Below are 26,754 nucleotides of genomic sequence, written 5' to 3' on the forward strand. Positions count from 1 at the left end.
TACCAGTTGGACCGGTTGACCCTGTGATTCCAGTCGCTCCGGTTGATCCGGTTGCACCCGTTGGACCGGTTGACCCTGTTGTTCCTGTTACTCCAGTTGGACCGGTTGACCCTGTGATCCCAGTCGATCCGGTTGATCCTCTTGCACCCGTTGGACCTGTTGCTCCTGTTGCTCCTGTTATACCAGTTGGACCGGTTGACCCTGTGATCCCAGTCGCTCCGGTTGATCCGGTTGCACCCGTTGGACCTGTTGACCCTGTTGTTCCTGTTACTCCAGTTGGACCGGTTGACCCTGTGATCCCAGTCGCTCCGGTTGATCCGGTTGCACCCGTTGGACCGGTTGACCCTGTGATCCCAGTCGCTCCGGTTGATCCGGTTGCACCCGTTGGACCTGTTGATCCTGTTGCTCCTGTTATACCAGTTGGACCGGTTGACCCTGTGATTCCAGTCGCTCCTGTTGATCCGGTTGCACCCGTTGGACCTGTTGATCCTGTTGTTCCTGTTACTCCTGTTGCTCCTGTTGACCCTGTGATTCCAGTCGCTCCGGTTGATCCGGTTGCACCCGTTGCTCCTGTTGCTCCTGTTGATCCGGTTACCCCTGTTGCTCCTGTAGGGCCTGTAACGCCAGGGTCACCCCCGGTTTGCGCCAATGAAACATCGTCTATTAAAACCGTGCCGGAAGAAACTTTACTTAATACAATGACAGCAGAGGCCGCGCCAGAAGGCACACTGCTTGTTTTATAGATTTCAGACCATGTATGAAAGAGCACGTTCGGCAAATTTCCGGGTGTGATATTTTCTTGAACGGAACTGATTTGTTCACCTGCTGCGCTGACATATATGATCTGGAGGGTTACCTGGGGACTTGGCTCATTTCCGAGCGTTGCCAGTGATACGAATAGAGTCAGTGACTGAGCTGAGATGGGGATGATTTGACTGAGGTAAGCATATGGCTGAGTTCCAATAAATTGTGCAGAATATCTCCCTGAATGTGCAAACAAACTGTTAATCTGGGTATTTGCCGAACTCCAACCCTCTAATGTGCCGGTTTCAAAGCTCCCATTTATAATCGGATTATTCATTCAAGCTTTTTCCCTCTCCTTTCTGTTGCGGATAACCTTACATTTTAAGACAGCATATTAATACGGGCTGTCTTTTGACAACCTAAATAAAAAAGGTGATTTCTATTCATCACCTTAGTCCGATCCTTGAATGGGGAATCCCGTTGCAATGAGGGAACGGTTTGCCGCTGTGACTTGCGTGACATGATTCGAAGACAGTACAGATAAAAAGAGCTGATACGCAGCTGTTTCTCCCGCTGTCATTTCCTCGATGTACGTAAAAGGAATCCCCAAGATTTGCCCGCCTGAAGAAAAGAGGTTCAGCTCTTGTCTTAGTGTTTGAATAGATACCCCATTTCTTTGGAGATCGACAGCTAAGTCTAATGAAAAATTAGAAGCGAGCAGATCTAATTCCACATTTACTTGTATGACGGCATCCGTTTTTACCAATTGATCTGTCGGCGCATCTACCACCGTGCTTAATACATTTATCGGTGTTCCTTCTAACGGAATCGTCATTTGTTCTGTTGTATTTTGAAAAGCTACAGCCGGAACCGCACCGGGCGGACCCTCAGGCCCCGGGGGACCAGGCGGACCGGGCGGACCTGCTTCCCCTTGCGGACCGCGGGAGCCGGCGGGGCCTCTTTTGCCTTCGGGACCCCGCATCTGGGGCACGCACAGGGCAGATCGATTTTCATCTAAAGACGGAAACTGTTTTTCCGTCACTATTTCCGTTTTTTCATGATCGTATAGTAATTGTTCATACCAGCGTTTCATATGTCTGCTCATATATTTGTAAGGTTTCTGTTTCAATATCATGTATTGATTACGGCCGCTGCTCATATTATCACCCCGGCTATATTGTATTCACGCTGAAGCCATCATGTGCAGGGCCTTCCCGCCTCTTATCAAAACAAAAAAAAGGCAGACCTGAGTCTGCCTTTTTTCTTCTACCATAAACCCAATACTTTCCACCATAATCCGCCGATCACAAGCCATGTCACAATATGGACGATTGACAGGATAAAGCCGATGGACCACCATTTGCTTTGCGAAATATAGCCCGCTCCGAAAAAGACCGGAGCCGCTCCTGAGCCGTAATGCGTCGTCGAACCGAAAAGGTTGCTGAAAAACGCCAGGCTGAGCGCCGCCAATAGCGGCGGAGCGCCTGCCGCCACAATGACGGCGAGAAATGCCGCATACATGGCGCTGATATGCGCGGTTGCGCTCGCAAAGAAGTAATGGGTGTAATAATACACAACGATCAGAATCATAAATGCCACAATCCATGAAAAACCGGAAACAGAGGATTTCATCATATTACTGAACCAAGACACCATGCCGAGTTCATTCAGGAAATTCGCCAGCATCACAAGCGCCGCGAACCAAGTCAGTGTATCCCACGCACCTTGTTCCTTTTTGATGTCCTCCCATGTTAATACCTGTGACAAAAGCAAAACGGATAATCCGATCAGGGCCGTCGTCGTTGCATCGATATTTAAGCTTCCTCCGAAAATCCACAGCGCAAGCACCAATAAAAAGACGATGACCATGGAGAGCTCGGATTTTTTAAACGGACCCATTTCTTTCAATTTTTCCGTTGCGATTTTAGCCGCATCCGGTGTTTCTTTAATTTCCGGCGGATACAGCTTATAAATAACGAGCGGTGTAATGATTAAGCTCGCCAATCCCGGGACAATGGCCGCGATTGCCCAGCTTGTCCACGTGATGTCCACCCCTGCGACATCGTGGGCCAGCTTGGCGATCAGCGGGTTCGCCGCCATTGCCGTCAAAAACATCGCAGACGTAATCAAGTTTCCTTGGAAACCGGTCTTTAATAAGAAAGCGCCGATTTTCCGCTCTGTTCCGTCTGCCGGCGTTGATCCGAAAGTTTCGGATAATGATCTGATAATAGGAAAAATAATGCCTCCCGCCCGTGCCGTGTTACTCGGAATGGCAGGTGATAAAATTAAATCACTGAACAGCAGTGAATAAGAAAGGCCGAGTGTTTTCTTCCCGAACCGTTGTACGAATACGTAAGAAATCCTGGCGCCGAGCCCGGTTTTGATAAATCCCCGGGAAATAAAAAAGGCGATGACAATCAGCCAGATTGTCTTGTTTCCAAATCCGCTTAACGTATTTTCAATAGAAAGCGTTCCCGTTAACGCGGTGACTGCCAATGCAAAAATTGCAATTGCGCCCATTGGCAAGGGCTTGGAGATAAAGCCGATAATTGTTGCGACAAAAATAGCGAACAAATGCCATGCTTTAGGTTCAAGTCCGGACGGCGCGGGAATAAACCAAATGATTAATCCCACAGCAACAGTAATAAGCAAAGGAATGATTTTTACCGCCTGCTGTTTTTTTGCGTCTTTTTCTGAAGCCATTACAGGTCTCCTCCTATTTTGTTGTCTTCCATCCCCCATCCCATTTTACTACTTAACTAAGTTAATAAACGTTTTTGTTAATTAAAAAACACAAAGGAAAATATTCCTTTGTGTTTCTTATTTTAACGTACCCGAACCGGCTTTAGATATAACATCCGGTTTTACATTTGCGGATGAGCCGATAGAGCCGTGCAATGCCGGTGTCCAGCCGACAGACTGACTTAATCCGTTGGCGGCTGACGCGTTAATGGCAGCGCCGTTTAAAAGAGTGCCCTCTTCATGAAGCGCTTTTCCGCCGCTGAAGACGCTGATGACCTTATCGGCAGCCAGGCCCGGCACCTCAAAAACATTATTCTGCGCATATATTTTTGACGCATGTCCTGCGCCCCATGCATAACTGAACGGGTACGCGGCGCTTTTCGAGCCTGCGTAAAAATTATTATAAATATGAACCTGCCCATACCGGACCCGCGGGGCGCGCTGGACGATGTTCTGGTAATAGTTATGGTGAAGGGTCACCTTCAGTTTTCCTTCATCCGACGTCTTGCTGTCGCTGTTTCCGATGACGGAGCCTTTATCATGGTCATGATATTTATTATAAGATAATGTAATATAATTCGCCCCGTTGGCTATATCCGTCTGGCCGTCATGGTGCTGATATTTTCTCCCGTAATAGTAGGGAAAACCGCTGTCGGGATTCGATCCGTCATTAAAGGTGCAATGGTCGATCCAGATGTGCGTCGCGCCGTTAATGGTGATATTGTCATATTCCGAGTTCCAGTTGCCGCTGCTGCCGTCAGTCGGGTCCCATTGCGGAAAATAGTCGTAAGCGTCTTGAAATTCGATGTTGCGGATGATGACGTTGTCGACGCCGTTCTTCATATTAAAATTTCCGCCTGTCACTTTGGCGTTTGAGCCTGACCCGATGATCGTCGTATTTGAAGGGATATCAATCACGACCCGCGCTTTCTGATTTTTTTGGGATCGCTGTCTGGCGTCTTCCTGGGTGCCTGACGGTGCTTTTTTCCCCCATTTATCCGGGTCGTACGCCTTCAAATAGGCGTTGAGATCATATGCCGGATCTTTATAATCATGAAAGCCGAGCGTTTTATTGCGGTCGTCCGTATTCATATTGATTGTGCCTTGTATGTAAATAATCTTCGGCGTGCTGTTGGCGCTTCCACCTAATGCAGAAACGAGCTGCTGTCTGTTTGATACGGTGTATACATTCGATGAAGAGGCTTTCGCGCCGCCGGTTGTCCCGCCGGAAGCGGCTCCCCAGCCGTCATTTGCTCCTAACGTCTGCCGGCCAAGGTCAGCGGCATGGACACCCGCAGGAATCATCCATAAACAAACCGCCAGCATCAGTAACATTTTTTTCATAAATGGTGCTCCTCCTGATTTGATATTCCAATTTATTACAAACGAATTGTATCAAATCAATTAAGAAACAGCACCGAAAATGTACTGATTGTGTCTTTCGGTTTTATTGCGGAATCCGCAAAAAAATCCCAAGGGACCGAAATCCCTTGGGACCTGATCGGCTTACGCCCATGATTTTACTTTTTCGTTATCCGTGACAAACAGAAGAACTTTTCCTTCATCTAAGCGCTTTTCAAATTGTGATGCTTCCTCTTCTGAAAAGCCGATTTCGTGAATTTTGTTGCGGAGCTCGTCGCCCTTTTTATTAAACATATTGCCGACCGCGTGTTTAATGCCCGTTTCTTTTGCTCCGATGGTATTGACATCCGTATTGTCGGCCAGTCGTTCCGTTCTGTCGTCATCATGAGAAAGCACGTATACATCTTCTTTTGCGACACCCATTTGCTGAAGCTCTTTTACGTCCTGCATCAGTTTTTGATCGTTTGTATACTCTCTTACTACCGGTTTCATTGATAAGTCCTCCCTTTTGTTTTTGTATATTGTGTATTTACCCGCTTCACCAAGTGCCAAACAAAAGAAAGAGCGTTCAGTGAAAAATCGGGCAGATTGTCGGTGGATATTTTCTTCCGGGACATGTTACAGTAGGAGAAGCTACTTTTATCAGAAAAATAAAAATTTTCAAGAGCCGATCACGCAGGGAGGTGGTTCCTATTCATTATTTTTCACCGGAACAGCGATTTAACGCTTGGGTTGTCAGTGATTTAGTGAAACAGGTATTCCGCCGGCATACCCGCTGCCCGGACGGAATAAAAGAGCTTACGGCCTTTGCTGAAGATACCTTTCATATTAATATCGATTACGTTTTCTCTATTATTATCAATATCGGTGATATCGAATCCGTTCTGCCGAAAGAAATTGAGAATACGCTGGGTACTTATCTGACCGCGCTTCAGCCCGTCATTACCGCCGACATGCTTCATTCTTCTAAAACAAATGCCTATGAATATTTGGAACATGAGAAAAACACGGAGATGTTCCGGTTGTTCTATTAAATGAGGGGCCCGTGCCCTTCTTTTTTTTGTTGCCGGCGGACGGTTTGATTTTGTATTCGGGAAATGGTTCGTGTTACATTTGAAACAAACACTCATGTTGAAGGAGGATGCATCATGCCGAAAAATCAGCAGCAGATTCAATTAGCGAGACGCCCTAAAGGCGTTCCCGTCCATGACGATTTCCGCTTTGAAACGATTGCCGTTCCCGAGCCGCAAGACGGTGAAGTGCTTGTAAAAACAAATTATGTGTCCGTTGATCCGTACATGCGCGGACGAATGCAGGATACAAAATCATATGTCGAGCCGTTCGCTTTAGATGAAGCCATAACAGGCGGAGTGATTGCCGAGGTTCTCACAGACGGCAATAAGCTGAAAAAAGGCGATATCGTGATCGGGAATCTCTCATGGCAGGAATACTCAGCAGTGAATGAGTCCGCCCTCCGCAAACTGGACACGGATATCGCACCCGCCTCGGCGTATCTCGGCATTTTAGGGATGACCGGACTGACCGCTTACTTCGGGCTGCTTGATATCGGCCGTCCGAAAAAAGGCGAAACCGTCGTCGTTTCAGGGGCTGCGGGCGCCGTCGGCTCAACGGTCGGGCAGATTGCCAAAATCAAAGGCGCGCGGGTTGTCGGCATCGCCGGTTCTGACGAAAAAATCGCGTATCTGAAAGAGGAGCTTCAATTTGATGAAGCCATTAATTACAAAACGGCGGATGATATTCAAAAAGCGCTTGAACAGGCATGCCCTGACGGCGTCGATGTCTATTTTGACAATGTCGGCGGACCGATTTCAGATGCGGTGATAAACCTGCTGAATGAATTCGCCCGCATTCCGGTATGCGGAGCGATCTCTTCATACAATACCGAAAGTGAAGAGGAAGACATGGGCCCCCGCGTACAGCCGAAACTGATCAAAACAAAAGCGCTGATGCAAGGGTTCATCGTCGGTGATTATGCTGACCGCTTTTCCGAAGGCGCGAAACAATTGGCTGAATGGCTCAAAGACGGGAAGCTTCATTATGAAGAAACGATTACGGAAGGATTCAGCCATATTCCTGACGCGTTCCTCGGTTTGTTTAAAGGAGAAAACAAAGGCAAACAGATCATCAAAGTCAGTGATCCAAGTTAACATGATGATGAAAAAAAGGAGGGCTTTGTTCCCTCCTTTTCTGCTTTTTCGGATCAGCTGCGAAGAATCAAAGTCAGGAAGCCGTCTTCATCCGGCTCCGTATCTTCCAAAGTGAATCCCGCTGCTTGAAAGCAGGCTAAACTCATTTGATTGTCTTTTTCGATGCTTGCCGCCCATTCCCGCACACTGGTAAACCCAGGGTCAGTCAGGAGTTTTTGCAATATCCGTTTTCCGTACCCTTGAAGCTGGTACAAAGGATTGACGATCAATCCGATATACGCCCGTTCCTCCACAAACTCTATAGAGACTATGCCAGCCGGCAGCTGCCCGTCATATGCCATAAAGACAGTATCGTCTTCATCTTCATTCAATCGTGCATACCACGCATCTAATGGCAGCATCGCATCCATTCTCCGTCTGATATTATCGTTTTTAAACCAGTGCTCAAGTATTTTCAGCTCACGTTCCTTCAATATTTGAAATCTGTCTATTGAAACCATCTTCCCATCCCCCGCGCGAACCTTTTCTATTATTTTACAACAAAAAACGAAGGGCTTCCCGCCCTCCGTTTCTTATTTCTCAGATAATTTTCCGCCTGAATAAACGGCCTCTTTCAGCTCAATTCCGAGTGATTTGGCCATTTTTTTCAGTTTGGATTCTTCCATCGGCGTGACAAGGCTGAGTACCGTTCCTTCTTTACCGGCCCGCCCCGTCCGGCCTGATCTGTGAATGTACCCGTCTGCATTTGGGATGTCTGCGTGAATGACGTACGGAAGATCGTCGATATCAAGTCCGCGCGCTGCTATGTCAGTCGCCAGAAGCAGCGGAAATTCTCCCCGTTCAAACGCTGATAATATCTTTGCCCGCTCCATTTTTTTCGCTTCTCCGTGCAGGATGCCGAGATCCACGTGATGATAGGCGAGTTTTTCCGCATAGACGCTTAAATTTCCGATATCTCTGACGAACACGAGCGCCTGCATGCCGTTCAGCCGTGACAGCTTTTGCAATAGCTTCACTTTATCCCGCTGATCGCAGACGAGATATTGATGCGTGACGCGCGCTTTTTCCGCCGTATTCCGCTCCACTTTCAAAACGGCCGGTTCTTGTGCAATGCCCTTCAGCACCTCTTCTGTCTCCGGCTGCAGCGTAGCAGAAAAGCTTAAAAGCTGGCGGTCTTTCAGCGTCGTTTTAATGATTTTTTTCATTGTTTCGCGGTGTTCCTTTGTCACAAGCTGATCCGCTTCATCAAGAACGATCGTCTTGACTTCATGCATTTTCAGCTTTTTCGCCTGAATCAATTCGAGCACCCTGCCCGGTGTGCCTGCAATGATATGCGGTTTATTTTTGAGCTTTTCCACCTGCTTTTTCACGTTTGCTCCGCCGATCAAAGACAAGGCGCGAAGATCGGAGCCTTTTGTCCAATCCTGAATCACCTGAAAAATCTGCATCACAAGCTCGCGGGACGGCGCTAAAATAATCACTTGCGGATGTTTTTGCTCCGGATTGATCCGCTCCAGAACCGGAAGCGTATACGCCAATGTTTTTCCCGTTCCCGTCGGGGATTCGGCGATGACGTCCTTCCCTTCCATGATCACCTGAGCGGCTTTTTCCTGAATGTCGGTCGGCTTCTGAAAGCCTGACGCTCTCCAGTTTTCGGCGATAAATGGTTGTGTATGCTGTAAAAATGGCCATGTTTGGGTCATGTCGTTCTCCTCAATTCTTAAAATCTACTCCATAGTATCTCAAATGCACGCGGCAAACGCAATTTTCTTTTTCCTTCCAAGCCTTTTAACAAACGGTCTCCTCCTTTATAATCATTAATGAGAAAGACACATGATAAAAAAGCGTGTCTGATAACGATAGAGGTGTAATGATGAGTATTTTATCCGTAAAAGATTTAAGCCACGGCTTCGGTGACCGTGCGCTTTTTAACAATGTATCGTTCCGTCTTTTAAAAGGGGAGCACGTCGGCTTAATCGGAGCTAACGGCGAAGGTAAATCAACGTTTATGAATATTATTACCGGAAAGCTTGAGCCTGATGAGGGAAAGGTTGAATGGGCGAAAAACGTGCGCGTCGGCTATCTCGATCAGCATACCGTGCTTGAAAAAGGCAAAACGATCCGCGACGTGCTGAAAGATGCGTTCCATTACTTATTTGCGATGGAAGAAGAAATGAATGAGATTTACAATAAAATGGGCGAAGCGGACCCTGATGAGCTTGAGCAGCTGCTTGAAAATGTCGGTGTCATTCAGGACGCCCTGACAAATAATGATTTCTACGTGATTGACAGCAAAGTTGAAGAAATCGCCCGCGGCCTCGGCCTGCAGGATGTCGGCCTTGACCGCGACGTCACTGACTTAAGCGGCGGACAGCGGACGAAAGTGCTGCTCGCCAAGCTGCTTTTGGAAAAACCGGAAATCCTCCTGTTGGACGAACCGACGAACTACCTTGATGAGCAGCATATTGAATGGCTGAAACGCTATTTGCAGGAATATGAAAATGCGTTCATCTTAATTTCTCACGACATTCCGTTTTTAAACAGCGTGATCAATTTGATTTATCATGTGGAAAATCAAGAGCTAACGCGTTATGTCGGCGACTACCATCAGTTTATGGAAGTATACGAAGTGAAAAAACAGCAGCTCGAAGCGGCCTACAAAAAGCAGCAGCAGGAAGTCGCTGAGCTGAAAGATTTCGTCGCCCGCAACAAAGCGCGGGTCAGCACGAGAAATATGGCGATGTCCCGCCAAAAGAAACTCGATAAGATGGATATGATTGAACTGGCGGCTGAAAAACCGAAACCGGAATTCCATTTCAAGCCGGCGAGAACGTCAGGCAAGTTGATTTTTGAAACGAAGGACTTAGTCATCGGCTACGATACCCCGCTGTCACGTCCGCTCAACCTCAGAATGGAACGCGGACAAAAAGTCGCCCTGTACGGCGCGAACGGCATCGGGAAAACGACGCTGTTAAAAAGCCTGCTCGGTGAAATTCAGCCGCTGGAAGGCACGGTGGAGCGCGGCGAACATCAATACACGGGCTATTTCGAGCAGGAAGTAAAAGAAACCAATAACAATACGTGCATCGAAGAAGTGTGGAGCGAATTTCCTTCCTTTACCCAGTACGAAATCCGCGCCGCCCTCGCCAAATGCGGCCTGACCACTAAACACATTGAAAGCCGCGTCTCCGTATTAAGCGGAGGAGAAAAAGCAAAGGTCAGACTGTGCAAGCTGATCAATTCAGAAACAAACCTGCTCGTGCTTGACGAGCCGACAAACCACCTGGATGTCGATGCGAAAGAAGAGCTGAAACGCGCACTGAAAGAATACAAAGGCTCCATTCTGCTCATTTCCCACGAACCGGAGTTCTACATGGATATCGCGACAGAAACATGGAACTGCGAGTCTTGGACGACGAAAGTGCTGTAAACACAAAAAGGAACTCCCGCCTGTGCGGAAGTTCCTTTTTTTCTTAATGTCCGGCTTTTATTCCGGCGAGATGTTTGCGTCCCATGAGAAGGACAAGCATGCCGACAAAAACGACGAGCCCGCCAACTGTATATGGCGTGCTTGCGGTGAAGTGTTCTGACAGCATTCCCGCAATCCACGGAGCGAGCGCACCGCCGATAAAGCGGACTGAGCTGTAGGCTGAAGACGCGATTGAACGTTCAACCGGCGCAGAACCCATCACAGCGGTTGTCATGATCGTATTCACCATACCGAGCACGGCACCGGCGACAACGATACATGTAATGATCAACGTCTGATGGTCAGTCCAAATCCCCATGACGATGAGAATGACCGCAAAGGCGATAAAGAGAACGACGAGCGAACGCACTGTTCCCAGCGCTTTGTGCACGAGCGGAGCCGTAAAGACTGACGTAATTGCCAGCAATAACCCCCAGCCGAAGAAGACGTATCCAAGACCGTGTTCATCTAAATCCAGAACGAACGGAGAATAAGCAAGCAAAATAAAAAATCCAAAGTTGTATAAGAATGCCGATACGGCCATCGTTAAAAGGCCTTTATATTTGAGCGCCTTCATCGCATCAAACACACCGACGCGTTTTGCCGGTTTCGGCAGCTTCGGCAGCATGAGTGAAATCGCGCAAAGCGCTATAAACATCAGGACAGACACTCCGAAGAACGGAGCGCGCCATGAAATGCTGCCAAGCTCTCCGCCTGCAAGCGGCCCGACGGAAATCCCCAAGCCGAGCGCGGCCTCATACAAAATAATGGCTTTGGCGCTGCCGCCGACAGATACCCCGACAATGACAGCAAGCGCGGTTGAAATAAAGAGAGCATTCCCAAGCCCCCAGCCGCCGCGATAGCCGACAAGCTGAGCGATTGAACTTGAGCTTCCGCCAAGGGCGGCAAACACGATGATAAAAATAAGTCCGAGAAGCAGCGTCCATTTGGCGCCGATCCGGCTGGAAATCGCGCCGGAGAAAAACATCATAAAACCGGTAACGAGCAAATAACTTGTAAATAGCAGAGATACTTCACTAGGTGAAGCATGTAATTGTGCGGCAATCGCCGGAAGTATCGGGTCGACGAGTCCGATTCCCATAAAGGAAATCACACAGGCAAACGCAACCGCCCAAACGGCTTTCGGCTGGCTGAATAAACCTGTTTTCTGTTGTGATGATGTATCCATTTGATCAGACCTCCTATTTAATCCATTAAAAGAAACGCTATCTTCATAGCGTTTACAGCAAAATCATTCGATTGATTGAATGGCGCGGTCAGCTTTTTCTTTCATTCCGTTAAGGCGCTCTTTAAAGTGCAGAAATGTGCTGATCTTCTCATCAATCATCTCAAGCTGGTGGTTCAATGCGTGCTGAAGCTCTTCCAGCTTTGCTTTCCGTTCCTTCGGATCCAGTGACAACAAGTACCCCTCTTTGTTTAATTCCAGCTGACGGCTCATCTCCATAAACTGCTGAAGCTCCTGAAGGGAAAAACCGAGCACTTCTTTAGTGCTGATGACTTTTTCAAGCTCCTCCATATCATCTTCAGAGTAAAGCCGGACGCCGCCTTCTGTCCGTTTAGGAGCAGGAATCAAACCAATCTCCTCGTAAAAACGAATGGTTCGTTTTGTCAATCCGCTTCGTTTGGCAACTTGATCAATCTTCATCCATTCCAAGGTGAATCCCCCTCTTGTCGTTTCTGTTTCTATTATACACCTTTTGAACCTTAACGTAAACGTGAAGTTTTGAAAAGAAATTTTCACTGGATAAACATCCATACCGCATAATGGGCATCTGTTCATGACAAAAAAAGCCGGTATGACCCGCCATTTTCTTTGGGCCGTACCGGCTTTTTTTAATTCTCAAGTTCTTCGATCATCAGTGACAATTCGGTCCAGCGCTCCATCGCCGCTTCAAGCTCTTCAGCCGTTTTTGCCTGTTCGGCCATCAGTTCTTGAATCTTTCCGAAATCACTTCCCGCTTCAGCGATTTCCGCTTCCAGACGCTGATGCTTTTCTTCAAGGCCGGCGATTTTATCTTCGATGCCGTCCCATTCGATCTGATCCTTGTACGAAAGCTTTTTGCGCTTTTTCTTCGGCTCTTCTTCCGCCTTTTTCTCTTCGGCCGGCTGTTTTACCGCAATCTTCTTCGCTTTTGCGTATTCCATGTATTCACTGTACGAACCTTGGAAACGCGAAATGACGCCTTGTCCTTCAAATACGATCAGGCGGTCCACGACACGGTCAAGGAAATAGCGGTCATGGGATACGGTAATGACAACGCCCGGAAACTGTTCGATATAATCTTCGAGCACGCTTAATGTTTCTGTGTCCAGATCATTGGTCGGCTCATCTAAAAACAGCACATTCGGCTCCTGCATCAGTACATTCAGCAAGTACAGACGGCGCTTTTCCCCGCCTGACAGCTTTCTGATATATGTCTGCTGCATCGGGCGCGGGAACAGAAAGCGCTCAAGCATTTGTTCCGCGGTGATGACATCACCTTCCGCCGTCTTGACGATTTCAGCCGTCTCTTTTATATAGTCAATGACTTTCATATCGCCGTTCATTTCGCTGTGGTCCTGGGTGTAGTACCCGATCCTGACCGTCTGCCCGATGGTGATGCGGCCGCTGTCTGGCTGAATTCTGCCGGCGAGGCTGTTTAAAAGTGTCGTTTTCCCGATTCCGTTCGGCCCGATGATGCCGATTCTTTCACCCGGGATAACAAGCTCGTTAAATTGGCTGATCAGCGCTTGGCCGCCGTAGGTGAGGGTGACGTTTTCCGCTTCTATCACCTGTTTTCCGAGACGGTGGGAACCGATCGCGAAATCGAGCGATCCGGAGACTGCCGGCCCTTTTTGCTCCTTGAGCGCCTCCGCTCTGTCCACTCTCGCTTTTTGTTTCGTCGAGCGTGCTTTCGCCCCTCTTCTGAGCCACGCCAATTCGCGGCGCAGGAGGTTTTGACGTTTCGTTTCTTTCTGCTCTGCCAGCGCTTCCCGTTCGGCCCGTTTTTCCAGGAATACTTCATAGTTTCCCTTATACGTATAAAGGCTGCCTCTCTCAAGCTCGTAAATTCTGTTCGTCACCCTGTTCAGAAAATACCTGTCGTGCGTGACAAGCATGACGGCGCCGGGATATTGCGATAAGTAGCCTTCCAGCCATTCAATCGTTTCATTGTCCAAATGGTTTGTCGGTTCATCCAAAATAAGCAGGTCAGCCGGCTGGATGACGTTTTTCGCAATCGCGACGCGCTTTTTCTGGCCGCCGGACAGCTCGCTGACATCCTTCATCAAGTCGGTGACACCGAGCTTGGTTAAAACCGTTTTGGCTAATGTATTCGCTTCCCACGCATCATTCGCATCCATTCTCGCCTGCGCATCAAGCAGGTGCTTTTGGCGCTGTTCATTTTCCGGCTCTTCATTCAGCTCCTGAAGCGCTTTTTCGTACTCCCGCATCGTTCTCATAACGGCTGAGTCACCGGAATAAATATGCTCAAGGACGGTTTGTCCGGCAGGAAGATCGGGATCCTGATGCAAAAACTCAATATGCACGTTTCCTGAAGCCGTCATCTCGCCTTCCTCCGTTGATTCAAGGCCGGCAATGGTTTTCAGAAGCGTGGACTTCCCCGTTCCGTTCGGGCCGATTAAACCGATTCTTTCATTCTCTTCAATATGAAAGGAGATATGGTCGAATAATGTCTTTTCTCCGTATGTTTTATAAAGATTTTCCGCTTTTATGATGCTCATGGTTCCTATCAATCCTCACGTAAGTTCATGTGTTCATTTTAAATCAGGCGTTGGAATAAAACTAGTAAAAGGGCAGACAAATTTCTTGGAAGCGATCATTTTGTCCGAAGAATGTTTCCGCCTCTCCTTTTATACACTGGAGGTGAAGAGGTGATGACATGATCAGCATCAGTTTATGCGTTATCGTGAAAAATGAAGAGGAAGTGCTTGCGGGCTGTCTTGATTCCGTCAAAGACATTGCGGATGAAATTGTGATTGCTGATACGGGGTCGACCGACCGGACGAAAGAAATCGCGGCCCGTTATACGGATAAGATTTATGATTTTGAATGGGTCGATCATTTTGCGGCCGCCCGTAATTTTGCGTTTTCGAAAGCGGAAATGGAATATATTCTGTGGCTGGACGCCGACGATATGCTGACGGAAAAGGATCGTGAAAAGCTGATAGAGCTGAAGGCGTCGCTTTCAAAAGAGGTGGACGCGGTATCCATGTATTATCACGTCGGCTTTGATGATCGGGGAGAGGTCAGCTTCAGATACCGCCGCAACCGTCTCGTCAAGCGGGAAAAAGGGTTCCGCTGGATCGGAGCCGTGCATGAGTATCTGGAAGTATACGGAAACATTATAGAAACCGATATCGCCGTCACACACCGCAAATCCGAGAAAAAGCACTCGCCTCCCTCAGACCGCAACCTGAGGATTTACGAGAAAATGGCGGAAAACAGTGAAACGATGACACCTCGCGATTTATTTTATTTCGCGAATGAATTAAAGGATCACGGCCAGTATCAGCGCGCCATTACGTATTATCACCATTTTCTTTCCACTAAACAGTGCTGGATCGAAGACGAGATCAGAACGTGCCAATATCTATTCGATTGCTACAGGGCGGTCGGCCATGAAGAGGCCGCCATGACGTCGCTCTTAAAATCATTTTTGATTGATTGTCCGCGGCCGGAGTTTTGCTGCAGGCTCGGCGACTATTTTACGGAGAAACGGCAATACCGGCAGGGCGTGTTTTGGTATGAGCTCGCCCTATCCGCCACATACAGCGATTCAGGCTTTACCCAGCTCGAATATTCCACCTGGTATCCTCATCTGCAGCTCTGCGTCTGCCACTGGCAGCTCGGCGACAGAGAAAAAGCGAAGATTCATAACGACAAAGCCGCCTCCTATCACCCGTCACATCCGAGCGTACTGTATAATCAAAACGTGCTCGGCACATAACATCAAAAAAAGAGCTGCCCCCTGTAAGAGGGCAGCTCCTTATTCATTACGCCGTCGGAATACCTCCGCTGACACTGTAGATCTGAGATGTCACGTAGCTCGATTCTTCTGAGGCCAAAAAGACATAAATCCCTGCAAGCTCCGCGGGCTGGCCGGCACGCTGTAATGGCACGGCCGGTGTTTCCTTGCCGAATTTCGGAATGTTTTCACCAGGCTGTCCTCCGGAAATCTGAAGCGGCGTCCAGATCGGCCCCGGCGCTACAGAGTTGACTCTGATTCCTTTATTCGCCAGCTGCTTTCCTAAGCCGACGGTAAAGCCGATAATGGCATGTTTCGTCGCGGCATAATCCAACAGCATCGGACTTGGATTGTACCCTTCGACAGAAGTTGTCGTGATAATAGACGCGCCTTCCGGCAGATACGGAAGCGCCGCTTTGACGAGCCAATACAGTGAGAAAACATTAACTTCGAATGTTTGATAGATTTGTTCTGTGGCAAGATCGCTGATATCGTCCACTGCCTGCTGTTTGCCGGCGACAAGGGCGAGCGTGTCAAGACCGCCAAGCTCTTGATACGCTTTTTCCGCCAATTCTCCACAAAACGCTTCATCGCTTAAATCTCCGGGGAGGAGAACGGCTTTTCTTCCTTCTTTTTCAATTAATGCTTTCACTTCTTCGGCATCCGGCTGTTCCTCAGGCAGATAGTTAATGGCCACATCCGCCCCTTCCCGGGCATAAGCAATCGCGGCAGCCCGTCCGATCCCCGAATCGCCGCCGGTGACGAGGGCTTTTCTTCCCTTCAGCTTGCCTGCTCCTTTATAGCTTGTTTCGCCGCAGTCCGGCACAGGCTTCATCTCTTTCTGCAAACCGGGCGGTTCTTGATATTGTTTTGGAAATTCATCATGATCATATTTCGTCTGCGGGTTGTGCAGATTTGCATCAGACATACAAAACTCTCCTTTATCATTGGTGATGTATTCGTATGTGTACCCCCTGAGCATGACGGATCAAACGTGTAAGTGCAGTTTCCGATTGATAAGGGAAAACAAAAAAGGAGCCCGTAAGCTCACTTTTTTTATGATTCTCCGAGCACGTTTTCAGCCATTTTCGCTAAATGCTGGGCGCTTCCCGAAATTTCCTGCATCGTGGCAGAAATTTGTTCAACCGCCGCCGCTTGGCCGTCTGTGTTCTGGTTGATGGATTCAATAGAGTCCTCCAGCCCTTTCAGCAGGCTGTGGATTTTTTTCGTAATCTGGTCAATTTGTCCGACGTTGTCTTTTGAATGAGTGGCAAGTTTGCGGATCTCATCCGCCACCACGGAAAAGCCCTTGCCGGATTCTCCAGCTCTCGCGGCTTCAATGGCCGCATTCAAACCGAGCAGATTGCTTTGATCTGAGATGCCCTTGACAGTGACGGAAATGTCGGCAATTTCTCCCGCGCTTTCACTGACTTGTTTCGCCTGAGCGGAAATCCCGGTCATCTGTGCTGAAAAGCCGCTGATGGATTCTGAAATATCCGCGATGGCTGAAGCGGTCTGTTCCACGACGGCGGACAGGCTTTCAGCGACATCATGAAGCTTAGCTGATTTTTCAAGGCTCGTGCCGAGACCGACGCCGCCGATGACTTTTCCGTTTTCATCGTGAAGCGGAATCGCTCTGGCGATAAGCGGAAATCCGAACAGCTCTTTCGGCACCATGCTTGTCTTCTTCTGATTCATGCGTATCGCGTCTGTAATGATGTCCCCTTTTTGGAGCGGGTCTCCCGGCTTTACGTTAAGAGAAAACGTTTTAGCCGGAATATTCACGATTAATTTTTCTGTATCATAAATCCCGATGGTGATGTCATCTTGGATCAGGCTGTTTAAAAAAGGCGCAACTTTGACAAAAGCGTCAAGCAGGCTGTGCGTTTGCTGTTCCGTCTGTATACTCATTTCTTTCACTCCTTCTTAATATGGGAATTGCCGTTTTTCATGCTGAACCGAAATCCATTTCAGCGTAGTGAATTCTTCCAGGCTCCATTCGCCGTTCAGCCTGCCGAGACCTGATTGCTTCTCGCCGCCGAACGCGACATTCGGTTCATCATTAATGGTCGTATCGTTGACGTGAATCATGCCGGTTTCGATCCGCTTAGCAAACTCAACGCCGCGCTCAACGTTTGCCGTATGCACGGCTCCGCTTAAACCGAACGGTGTCGCGTTTGCGATGCTTACCGCTTCATCCTCCGTTTCAAACGGCATAATGCAGACGGCCGGACCGAACAGTTCCTCTTTTGCGATACTCATCTCAGGTCTTACATCTTTTAAGATGACGGGTTCAGCTACCGTTTTGCTGAATCGGCCGGAAAGCACCGGAACCGCTCCCTCTTCTATCGCTTTTTCAACGGACCGTTTCAAACCTTCCGCCTGCCTCTCATTGATTAAAGGCCCGATCACCGTATCAGGGTCCATCGGATCGCCGACTTTCAGCGATGACACTTTCGCTTCGTAAAGCTCTGTGAATTTGTCATATACAGATGTGTGAACGAGCACGCGGTTCGCCGACATGCAGATCTGGCCCTGATGCGTAAACCGGCTGAATACGGCCGCATTGACGGCGTATTCGAGATCAGCGTCCTCAAGCACGATCAGCGCGCTGTTTCCGCCAAGCTCCAAGAGCGGTTTTTTAAAGTGCTTGACCGCAAGCTGTCCGATATAGCTGCCCACTCCGGTTGAACCCGTAAATGAGATAATCCGCGGCACGGGATGCTCAACAAAACTGTCGCCGATCTCCCCGATATCCGTCACGATGACATTCAGCAGCCCGTCCGGTACGCCGGCCGCTTCAAAAATCTTCGCAATCAGTGTTCCGCCGCAGATCGGTGTTTCTTCATGAGGCTTCAGCACAACGCCGTTGCCCGCTCCGAGTGCCGGCGCAACTGATTTCACCGAAAGGAAAAACGGGAAATTAAACGGGCTGATGACACCGACGACGCCGGCTGGTATTCTGTACAGCCTGTTTTCTTTTCCGTCAATCGTGGACGGGAGAATTTTCCCTTCCATCCGCACCGGAAATGTTGCGGCTTCTTTTATCATATTTTTGACAAGTCCGATTTCAAACTCAGCCTTCAGCCTTGTTCCGCCAAGCTCCTCCATGATTAAGTAAATGATCGCTTCTTCGTGCTCTTCGATGAAAGATACGGCTTTTTCCAAAATGGCCCGCTTTTTAAAAGGATTGACTTTGTCCCATTCTTGTTTCGCAAGAGCTGCGGCGCGATACGCCGCATCCACGTCATCAGGCGTCGCTTTTCGGAATGAGGTGATGACTTTCTGAGTATAAGGATTTCTGTTTTCCAATACGTTCCGGCTGCTCCCATCCCTCCATCGGCCGCCGATAAACTGCTTATTTAGTTCTTCATATTGAAACATGTAAACATCTCCCTTTCACCGAAACTTGAAAATAGTTGATGAGTCATTTTTTGTATCGGTCTTAACGTGAGAAAATTGAACTATTTCACAATAAAATTACTGTTCCTTCCGCACATCGACGCTTTTGAGCTTTTTCCTTTTAAAGTGGAAAATTCTTTAATTGACTGTGCGAAATTTCGACAATATAATACAAACGTCAGTGTATATAATGATATGAATATTATGAATTTTCAGGAGGACTCATATGTCTTTATTATTTCGGAAAAAGCCGATCGCCGACTTAAAGGCCCAGAGCAAACAGGCCGGTCTGGCCCGCTCGTTAAGCGCTTTTGACTTGGTTTTACTCGGAATCGGCTGTGTTGTCGGCACGGGGATTTTTGTGATTACCGGGACCGTGGCCGCAACAGGGGCAGGGCCGGCTTTGATTCTGTCGTTTGTGCTCGCGGGCCTTGCCTGCGCGCTCGCAGCGTTTTGTTATGCGGAATTTTCTTCATCCATTCCGATTTCAGGCAGCGTATATACGTACTCCTATGTCACTCTCGGAGAATGTCTCGCGTTTTTAATCGGATGGGACTTAATGCTTGAATATGTCATTGCGCTCTCCGCCGTCGCAACCGGCTGGTCATCGTATTTCCAGTCGCTTATTGCGGGCTTCGGGATGCATCTTCCGAAGGCGCTGACCGCCGCACCCGGGAGCAAAGCGGGCGCTGTGCTCAATCTGCCGGCCGTTATTATTATTTTGGTGATTACCGCGATTGTTTCAAGAGGCGTGAAAGAAAGCACCCGCTTTAATAATGTCATTGTTTTGATGAAAATTGCGATCATTTTGCTGTTTATCGTCGTCGGATTCGGCTACGTGAAACCGGAAAACTGGTCGCCGTTTATGCCGTTCGGAATGAAAGGCGTCATCACGAGCGCCGCGACCGTTTTCTTCGCGTATCTCGGATTTGATGCCGTGTCAAACGCATCGGAAGAAGTGAAGAACCCGCAGAAATCAATGCCGATCGGGATTATCGGCGCGCTCGCCATCTGCACCATCCTTTACATTACCGTGTCGCTCGTTCTGACGGGAATGCTTTCGTACACTAAATTAAATGTCGGAGATCCGGTATCATTTGCGCTCCAATTTGTCGGCCAGAACAAAATAGCGGGCATTATTTCCGTCGGCGCGATTATCGGGATTACAACAGTCATGCTTGCTCTGCTGTACGCTCAGGTGCGTCTCACATTTGCGATGAGCAGAGACGGTCTTTTGCCCCGCGTATTTTCCAAGGTGCACCCGCGTTTTAAAACACCGTTTCAAAACACCTGGGTGACGGGGATCGTTGCCGCCGGGATCGCCGGTTTGATTGATCTGGGAACCTTGGCGCATCTCGTCAACATGGGAACCTTGGCGGCCTTTACGGTCATCGCGATCGCCGTCATCGTTTTAAGAAAGAAACATCCGGAGATCAAATCTTCCTTCCGTGTTCCTTTCGTTCCTTTTGTGCCGATCATCAGCGCATGCTTATGCCTCTATCTCGCAAGCAGCCTGCCCGGCGTGACATGGCTTTCCTTTGTCATCTGGATCGCCGCCGGGATCGTCGTTTATATGGTTTATTCGAGAAAACACAGTTTGTTAAACAAATAAAAAGGGAGGCTCTTTTTTCGATTTGAGAAAGAAGAGCCTTTTTTGCTCTTGATCATTCATTCACCTTATGAATAATATGGTGTATGCTTTGCTTACATAAAAGGAGGAGAATCACTTTGGCAATTGCCGCACCGATGAAAGAAAAACCTGTCCATCGTCCCGATACAACCATGTATTCCATTTTATTGATTATCGGGATTTGTCATTTGCTGAACGATTCACTGCAAGCGGTGATTCCGGCGATGTTTCCTATTTTGGAACGTTCTATGAGTCTTACCTTTACACAGCTCGGAATGATCGCCTTTACGCTGAATATGGTGTCTTCCGTAATGCAGCCCGTCATCGGCTGGTATACGGATAAACGCCCGATGCCGTATGCCCTGCCGCTCGGACTCACCGCAAGCATGCTCGGCATTTTAGGTCTCGCGTTCGCCCCGTCTTTTCTGACAATTTTATGCTGCGTATTTTTTATCGGCCTTGGCTCCGCCGTCTTTCATCCTGAAGGATCGCGTGTCGCTTACATGGCCGCCGGCGAAAAGCGCGGCTTGGCGCAATCGATTTACCAAGTCGGCGGAAATACCGGCCAGGCGATGGCGCCCCTGATTACCGCGCTGATTCTCGTTCCGCTCGGTCAATTCGGCTCTGTCTGGTTTACACTTGTCGCCGCAATCGCTGTGCTGTTTCTCATTTATATCGCCAAATGGTATAAAGGGCGCCTTATTCATTTGCGCGCCGCAAGTAAAAAATCACCGGCTGCCGCTGTGGAGACCGTGATTACAAAGCCGATTATTCTTGCCCTTATCATGATTATCTTCTTGATTTTCGCGCGTTCCTGGTATGTGAGCGCGATCGGCAACTTTTATACGTTCTATGCGATGAATGCCTATCATGTCAGCATTCAGCAGGCACAGAGCTACATCTTCGTCTTTTTATTCTTCGGGGCTGTCGGAACGTTTCTCGGCGGGCCGCTGGCAGACCGTTTCGGAAAGCGGAACGTCATTATCGTATCAATGATGGCATCGGCTCCCTTGACGATTTTCCTTCCGTTTGCGGGGCCTGTCATCGCCTATGGCGTACTGGCGCTGATCGGCGTTGTCCTGATGTCCAGCTTTTCTGTGACCGTTGTCTACGCGCAGGAGCTCGTCCCGGGTAAAATCGGCACGATGTCAGGGCTTACGGTCGGGCTCGCCTTCGGAATGGGCGCGATCGGAGCCGTAGCGCTCGGCGCCCTCATTGATTCCGCGGGATTGACGCCGACCATGACAGCCGTCGCCTTTCTGCCCGTTTTAGGACTGCTCGCGTTTGTCCTGCCGAGCGACAAAACATTGAAAGAATGGCATTCATAAAAAAATCCCTGCCTTTTCGGCAGGGATTTTATGTTTCAACCGTATAAAAATGAGTGTCAGGAACCGCATATCTCGGAATAAACCCGTCTCTGAAATCGGGAAACGCCTTTTGAATTTCATCAATCCATTTTTTTACGTTTTTGATGTACGGCACGTAAATTATATTGACTGTCGTCTCGTCATCAATGTGATAGTACCAGCACAGATTGAATTCGTTCTCCGTGACGAGCGTAAAGCCTGAAAAATGATAAAAAATCAGCGGGGTGTCATTGACATATACAGCCCCGTCACGCAGGCTGACTTCGTATTGCTCAATATTCCACAGCGCGGCATTCGCGCCGATCGACTCCGTGACATGGACGTGCTCAAACTGCGCGGGCCACTTTTCAACATACCTTTGGTCACCGTATGTCTTTTTTTCTTCATTCATCTCCACCGTACAATAGGAGATGCAATCCTGTCTCCACTGCCAGACCGCCCGATACGCCTCCTCGGTATTCCGCGCGCCGACAAACCCGGTGTTGTACTGCCCGGTCAGCTTGTAATAAGACGCAAACCGTTCTGAATTGCGGTGATCCGTCAGGAAAAGAGAAGCATCCGGCTTTTCCGCAAACAGCTCGCCCGCATCTGAGAAGAAAAAGAGATCGGTGTCCAAATGGGCAAAATATTCGGCTTCATCATACTCCGTCATCACATGAAACAGAAATGCCGGCTTCAGCGTCCAGCAATATTCATGAAACGTCCGCCCGCCCTTTGCTTCAAGCAGCTCCGGATCTTCCATTTCATGGAGCTGAACCGCCGTGACATGCTCCCACGGCACCTGCTGAAGCAGTTCATACGCCTTCTTGTCGACACACAGCACATACAGATGAAAATCACGGCAATGCTCATGGAGAGAATGAATCATCGGCATCAGTTTAAAGATATGCGTTCTTGAAACAATGGTTGAAAAATGATATTTACTCACCATATCACATCCAATTTATTTAAGATCCACATGCAGTAAATCAGCAAACAGCGCTTTGAACGCTCTTGCAAAGTGCGTAACGCCCAGCTTTTTTTCCGCTTTTGACAAAAGCTTTTGGGCCTCCGGCAGATGAAAACTGTTCGCCGTGATACGCGGGCTTTTCGTCCTCCAGTCCGGATCGAGGTTGCGGTCTTTAACCGCGTGCATCAGCTCAAGAAAGATGTACAGCAGGCTTTCATATTTCTCATAATCAAGCAGCACTTCGATGTCTGCCATAATGCTGTTGGTTAACTCCGCGTCAAACGGGCCGTTAAACGCGAGGTGCACGTCAAGCGAATGGATGTCATTGTACTTGTCGCACATGTACGCGATATTCGCCCTGATGTCATCAACGGAAGCACAGTTGCTCGGATGCTCCTGATGGACGCTCATGATATCGCGCCGCAGCTGAAATGACAAGCCCGACTGGTGAAGCCTGATGCCGAGATCATAATCTTCAAAACCGTATCTGACAATGCCTTCATCAAACAGACCGAGATCTGCCACGTGCTGCCGTTTGACTGATGAATTGTTCGTAATGAAAAAACGCCACGGCAGACGGTAGCCTTCCAAGTCGTCTCCGTATTTTTCCAAAATGCTTTTCAGCACACGTATAAAATCGGTATCTAAGTCAAAGCATTGGTCGAGAAAGCTTCCGTCTCTGATGGCACTTTCATCAAGAAGCGGCTCTTTATCGCCCGGCAGCTCTTCATACAGTTCGGCGAGCTTTTCCTTGTGCTCTTTTTCAAAACGGTCATAATAAAAGCTGTACAGCCGCTTCCAGAACATACCGCATACGACAAGATCGTCCCGGTTCTCATGAGCCTTGATATGCTTTGCCACCAAATCCTTTTCGGCAAGCATGTCACTGTCATGGAAAATCAAAATATCGCCTCTGGCATTGCGGACCGCCTGATTCCGGCCGTAAGCGATTCCTCTGTTTTCTTTAATTCTCACAAAAATCAGCGGAAAATTCGCGCTGAATGATTCGAGCATGGATAAGGTTCCGTCTTCCGAACCGTTGTCAGCCACAATCACTTCGAACGGCTCTGTGCATTCCTGTTCATTCAGGGACAGCAGGCTGTTATAAAGCCGCTCCCTGGAATTATATGCGGGAACTATGACGCTTGCCTTCACTTTTGTTCACTTCCTGTATATAATCATTTATTTGTTATCATCCTCAGATGCGAAGCCGCTGAACTCCGGGCAGACGGCGCTGACCGTCCCGATCACCTGCTTCAGAATGTCTTTGTAAAGCTGATGGACAAACGGCAGGTCGGTCCGGGTCTTCTCGTGAATCTGCCGAATGTCGCCGGCTGTGATGATCCGGTATCCGCTGAAATGATAGAAAATCAGCGGACTCCCGTCTTCGAGCACAAGACGCCCGTCCTTCCATGAAAATGTGTGCCGGCCGTAATTCCAATGGCCGATATTCACACCGGGCGTGGTGATGTCACACACATTCGGGAATAGATCAGACATGTGATCCAAGTAGCCCTGATCTCCGAATTTTCCTTCACCCGGCGCATTTTTGCATTCTTCAAGGCAGCGTTCTTTCCACCATCTGAGACAATCTGTGCCGGCCCGATCGTTTTTGAAGCTGAGAAAACCGGAATTATACCGGCCTAAAAGGCGCTGCAGCATGTCAATTTCCTTTTTTTTAAATGAGGGGATGACGATATCGCCCCGTGACAGAAGCACCGAACAATCCGGCTGATTTTCAAAAATCGGGCGCGGATCAGCGAAAAAAAACAAATCGGCATCAATGTACGTGACACGCTCTAAGTCCGGATGTCCGTCCAGCACGAATTCGAGAAATACCGGCTTCACCGTCCAGCAGTATTCGCTCTGGTCTCTCGTCCGCTTCAATTCAAGGAGCTCCTCATTTTCCAGTGCAGACACCGGAATCAGGGTGACATTATCCGGCTGCATTGCCTGAAGCACGTCATAGGTGTCTTGATCCATACACAAAGTAAAAATGGGGGCGTCCGCCTGAACCTCTTTCAATGAGCCGAATAAAGCGATGGCCTGATACAGCCTTCCTTTTGATAAAACTGTGCAATATGCGCTTGTCACGTCTTTATCACCTCTGTTTCTGTTACTTTTGAAAAAAGGCTTTATACCATTCGATCGTTTTTTCCAACCCTTCATCAATGGTATGCGCGGGTGTCCAGTTCAGAAGCTTTCTCGCCTTTTCCGCCGACAAATATTGATGCTTGATTTCGTGGCTCCCCTGGTTGAGCACCTTCGGCTTCAAGTCACTGTCCATGGCCTTAAGAATTTTTTCTACAAGTTCCAGCACCGTCAGCTGAATCTCATTGCTGAAGTTGAACGCTTCTCCCGCAAGATTAAGCTCCTCCATCTTTTCCGCCAGCAAAAGGTACGCCTCGACCGCATCCTCAATGTAAAAATAATCACGGATAAATGTGCCGTCGCTGCGGATTTCCGGCGCTTCACCGTTCAGCACGAGCTGAATCGTCTGCGGGATAATCCGGTTGAAATTCAAATCCCCGCCGCCGTACAAGTTGCCGCAGCGCGTAATACAAACCGGAAGGCCGTACGTATTAAAATATGTGTGGCTTATCAGATCGGCACAGCTTTTTGACACATCATACGGATGTTTGCCCTGAAGAGGCATGTTTTCATCATACGGCAGTGCCGGCTGGTCGCCGTATGCTTTATCACTGGAGGCGACGATCACCCGCTTGATGAGCGGATGCCGGCGGCACGCTTCAAGGATGTTCCATGTGCCGAGAATATTGGCTTCAAATGTGGAAATCGGATTGCGGTTTGCGACGCCGACGATCGCCTGCGCTGCTAAATGAAAGACCGTGTCGATTTCATATTCGCCCAGCGCCCGCTCAATCACATCCAGATCTTCAAGAGCGCCCTGCACGATATTCATTTGCTTCACTTGTTCTCCCTGATACAGATTAGATTTGGGCACAGTGTCACGGACAAGGCCTGTCACATTGGCCCCCTGATCGATCAGTTCCTTTACCAAGCAGCTTCCTAAAAGACCTGTACATCCCGTCACAAACACATTTTTATTTTTCCAGAAACTCAAACTTGATCACCATACCTTCCATACATGTTGTCCTTGATCCCACATCTTGTTGATTTCCAGCAGGTTTTTATACGTATCGATCGCCGTCCAGAAACCGTAATGCCGATATACCGCCAATTCGCCGTCCTTCGCCAGCTCCTTCAGCGGTTCTTCTTCAAACATGACATCGCTGTCTTTCGGCAGATAATCAAATACCTTCGGGCTGAGCACGAAGAATCCGCCGTTGATGATGCCGTCACTCGAGGTTTTTTCAGAAAAGCTTTTCGCCATGCCGTCTTCGACCGTCAGCGTCCCGAATTGCGAGGTCTTTTCAATACCGGTGACGGTTGCCGCAGCCCCTTTTGATTGATGATAGCTGATCAGATGAAACAGGTTGATGTTGGCCAGTCCGTCTCCGTATGTCATGAGAAAGGTTTCATCACCGATGATGTCCTTTGCCTGTAAAAGCCGCCCCGCTGTCTGCGTGTGTTCCCCCGTGTCTAAAAAAGTGATTTTCCACGGCTCGGATTTTCCCAATATCCGCACTTCTCCGGTAGAGCTGTCGAGCGTCATGCTGTGATTCTTCCAGTCATAATCTAAGAAATATTCCTTAATCAGCTCTCCTTTGAAACCAAGAAGCAGGATAAATTCGTTCACGCCATAATATTGATAGAGTTTCATAATATGCCATAGAATCGGTTTTCCGCCTATCATGGCGAGCGGTTTGGGACGTTCATTGGTGATTTCGCTCATTCTCGTTCCTTTTCCGCCGCAGAGAATGACTGCTTTCATCTCTACCCCTCTTCTCTGTGAATATTGGATTCGAAACCGCCCGTACAAGAGAAACCAACCGGATAATTTGTCCGATT

General features: G+C 48.6%; 24 protein-coding genes. 6 read left to right on the forward strand and 18 right to left on the reverse strand.

Features of this window, described 5'->3' with window-relative positions:
• The 5 genes from ICW23_RS16570 to ICW23_RS16590 all read right to left on the reverse strand — a co-directional run.
• A partial coding sequence (locus tag ICW23_RS16570; RefSeq protein WP_188154816.1) for an NTTRR-F1 domain occupies positions 1-1,081 on the reverse strand: 1,081 nt, incomplete at its 3' end.
• 114 nt (positions 1,082-1,195) lie between these two features.
• Positions 1,196-1,903, reverse strand: coding sequence for a hypothetical protein (locus ICW23_RS16575; protein ID WP_029575252.1), 708 nt, complete (start codon positions 1,901-1,903; stop codon positions 1,196-1,198).
• 107 nt (positions 1,904-2,010) lie between these two features.
• On the reverse strand, positions 2,011-3,447 hold the full coding sequence (locus tag ICW23_RS16580; RefSeq protein ID WP_007408966.1) for an anion permease: 1,437 nt from the start codon (positions 3,445-3,447) through the stop codon (positions 2,011-2,013).
• Positions 3,448-3,564: 117 nt separating this feature from the next.
• Complete coding sequence (locus ICW23_RS16585; protein WP_095242012.1) at positions 3,565-4,830, reverse strand: pectate lyase; 1,266 nt, start codon at positions 4,828-4,830, stop codon at positions 3,565-3,567.
• Between the two features lie 162 nt (positions 4,831-4,992).
• Positions 4,993-5,340 carry a YflT domain-containing protein gene (locus ICW23_RS16590; protein WP_016936978.1) on the reverse strand — a complete coding sequence of 116 codons (348 nt, stop codon included), beginning with the start codon at positions 5,338-5,340 and terminating at the stop codon, positions 4,993-4,995.
• Positions 5,341-5,531: 191 nt separating this feature from the next.
• Between ICW23_RS16590 and ICW23_RS16595 the strand changes: the two genes are divergently transcribed.
• Entirely contained in the window at positions 5,532-5,882 is a 351-nt protein-coding gene (locus tag ICW23_RS16595) for a DUF3212 family protein (protein WP_064778009.1), read from the forward strand.
• A 114-nt stretch (positions 5,883-5,996) separates the two neighbouring features.
• Positions 5,997-7,016, forward strand: coding sequence for an NADP-dependent oxidoreductase (locus ICW23_RS16600; RefSeq protein ID WP_095242010.1), 1,020 nt, complete (start codon positions 5,997-5,999; stop codon positions 7,014-7,016).
• Between the two features lie 53 nt (positions 7,017-7,069).
• On the opposite strand, the gene ICW23_RS16605 is transcribed toward ICW23_RS16600, so the two are convergent.
• Positions 7,070-7,516 carry a GNAT family N-acetyltransferase gene (locus ICW23_RS16605; RefSeq protein WP_188154817.1) on the reverse strand — a complete coding sequence of 149 codons (447 nt, stop codon included), beginning with the start codon at positions 7,514-7,516 and terminating at the stop codon, positions 7,070-7,072.
• A 72-nt stretch (positions 7,517-7,588) separates the two neighbouring features.
• Positions 7,589-8,719 carry a DEAD/DEAH box helicase gene (locus ICW23_RS16610; RefSeq protein ID WP_095242008.1) on the reverse strand — a complete coding sequence of 377 codons (1,131 nt, stop codon included), beginning with the start codon at positions 8,717-8,719 and terminating at the stop codon, positions 7,589-7,591.
• Between the two features lie 170 nt (positions 8,720-8,889).
• Here ICW23_RS16610 and ICW23_RS16615 point away from each other — a divergent pair, with 170 nt between their 5' ends.
• The gene (locus ICW23_RS16615) at positions 8,890-10,446 is read left to right on the forward strand and encodes an ABC-F family ATP-binding cassette domain-containing protein (protein WP_045927113.1); all 1,557 of its coding nucleotides are present in this window, start codon (positions 8,890-8,892) and stop codon (positions 10,444-10,446) included.
• Positions 10,447-10,489: 43 nt separating this feature from the next.
• On the opposite strand, the gene ICW23_RS16620 is transcribed toward ICW23_RS16615, so the two are convergent.
• From ICW23_RS16620 to ICW23_RS16630, 3 genes are all read right to left on the reverse strand, one after another.
• The gene (locus tag ICW23_RS16620) at positions 10,490-11,674 is read right to left on the reverse strand and encodes an MFS transporter (protein ID WP_016936972.1); all 1,185 of its coding nucleotides are present in this window, start codon (positions 11,672-11,674) and stop codon (positions 10,490-10,492) included.
• 63 nt (positions 11,675-11,737) lie between these two features.
• The gene (locus ICW23_RS16625; protein WP_049628076.1) at positions 11,738-12,160 is read right to left on the reverse strand and encodes a MerR family transcriptional regulator; all 423 of its coding nucleotides are present in this window, start codon (positions 12,158-12,160) and stop codon (positions 11,738-11,740) included.
• 179 nt (positions 12,161-12,339) lie between these two features.
• Positions 12,340-14,229: an ABC-F family ATP-binding cassette domain-containing protein gene (locus ICW23_RS16630; protein WP_188154818.1), complete on the reverse strand. Its 1,890-nt coding sequence runs from the start codon at positions 14,227-14,229 to the stop codon at positions 12,340-12,342.
• Between the two features lie 158 nt (positions 14,230-14,387).
• Between ICW23_RS16630 and ICW23_RS16635 the strand changes: the two genes are divergently transcribed.
• Entirely contained in the window at positions 14,388-15,455 is a 1,068-nt protein-coding gene (locus ICW23_RS16635; protein WP_016936969.1) for a tetratricopeptide repeat-containing glycosyltransferase family 2 protein, read from the forward strand.
• 46 nt (positions 15,456-15,501) lie between these two features.
• Here the strand turns inward: ICW23_RS16635 and ICW23_RS16640 are convergent, their stop codons facing one another.
• From ICW23_RS16640 to yfmT, 3 genes are all read right to left on the reverse strand, one after another.
• Positions 15,502-16,401: an SDR family oxidoreductase gene (locus tag ICW23_RS16640; protein WP_064778014.1), complete on the reverse strand. Its 900-nt coding sequence runs from the start codon at positions 16,399-16,401 to the stop codon at positions 15,502-15,504.
• 128 nt (positions 16,402-16,529) lie between these two features.
• Positions 16,530-17,384: a methyl-accepting chemotaxis protein gene (locus ICW23_RS16645; protein ID WP_003155664.1), complete on the reverse strand. Its 855-nt coding sequence runs from the start codon at positions 17,382-17,384 to the stop codon at positions 16,530-16,532.
• 15 nt (positions 17,385-17,399) lie between these two features.
• The gene (gene yfmT / locus ICW23_RS16650; RefSeq protein WP_188154819.1) at positions 17,400-18,857 is read right to left on the reverse strand and encodes a benzaldehyde dehydrogenase; all 1,458 of its coding nucleotides are present in this window, start codon (positions 18,855-18,857) and stop codon (positions 17,400-17,402) included.
• A gap of 244 nt (positions 18,858-19,101) precedes the next feature.
• Between yfmT and bcaP the strand changes: the two genes are divergently transcribed.
• Positions 19,102-20,487 (forward strand): branched-chain amino acid transporter BcaP, encoded by a 1,386-nt coding sequence (gene bcaP, locus ICW23_RS16655; RefSeq protein ID WP_188154820.1) that lies wholly within the window; start codon positions 19,102-19,104, stop codon positions 20,485-20,487.
• 116 nt (positions 20,488-20,603) lie between these two features.
• On the forward strand, positions 20,604-21,833 hold the full coding sequence (locus ICW23_RS16660) for an MFS transporter (protein WP_016936965.1): 1,230 nt from the start codon (positions 20,604-20,606) through the stop codon (positions 21,831-21,833).
• 28 nt (positions 21,834-21,861) lie between these two features.
• Here ICW23_RS16660 and ICW23_RS16665 read toward each other — a convergent pair whose 3' ends face one another.
• From ICW23_RS16665 to rfbF, 5 genes are read right to left on the reverse strand one after another with little or no spacing between them, the layout of a single operon-like run.
• On the reverse strand, positions 21,862-22,800 hold the full coding sequence (locus tag ICW23_RS16665) for a putative nucleotide-diphospho-sugar transferase (protein ID WP_016936964.1): 939 nt from the start codon (positions 22,798-22,800) through the stop codon (positions 21,862-21,864).
• A 15-nt stretch (positions 22,801-22,815) separates the two neighbouring features.
• Positions 22,816-23,976 (reverse strand): glycosyltransferase family 2 protein, encoded by a 1,161-nt coding sequence (locus tag ICW23_RS16670; protein WP_045927120.1) that lies wholly within the window; start codon positions 23,974-23,976, stop codon positions 22,816-22,818.
• Positions 23,977-24,003: 27 nt separating this feature from the next.
• Positions 24,004-24,915 carry a putative nucleotide-diphospho-sugar transferase gene (locus tag ICW23_RS16675; RefSeq protein WP_045927121.1) on the reverse strand — a complete coding sequence of 304 codons (912 nt, stop codon included), beginning with the start codon at positions 24,913-24,915 and terminating at the stop codon, positions 24,004-24,006.
• 22 nt (positions 24,916-24,937) lie between these two features.
• Positions 24,938-25,906 carry a GDP-mannose 4,6-dehydratase gene (locus ICW23_RS16680; RefSeq protein WP_045927122.1) on the reverse strand — a complete coding sequence of 323 codons (969 nt, stop codon included), beginning with the start codon at positions 25,904-25,906 and terminating at the stop codon, positions 24,938-24,940.
• Between the two features lie 6 nt (positions 25,907-25,912).
• Positions 25,913-26,677, reverse strand: a complete 765-nt coding sequence (gene rfbF / locus ICW23_RS16685) for a glucose-1-phosphate cytidylyltransferase (protein ID WP_016936960.1) — start codon at positions 26,675-26,677, stop codon at positions 25,913-25,915.
• Positions 26,678-26,754: the final 77 nt, after the last annotated feature.

The organism is Bacillus sp. 1021 (assembly GCF_014534735.1).
Classification (GTDB): Bacteria; Bacillota; Bacilli; order Bacillales; family Bacillaceae; genus Bacillus; species Bacillus siamensis.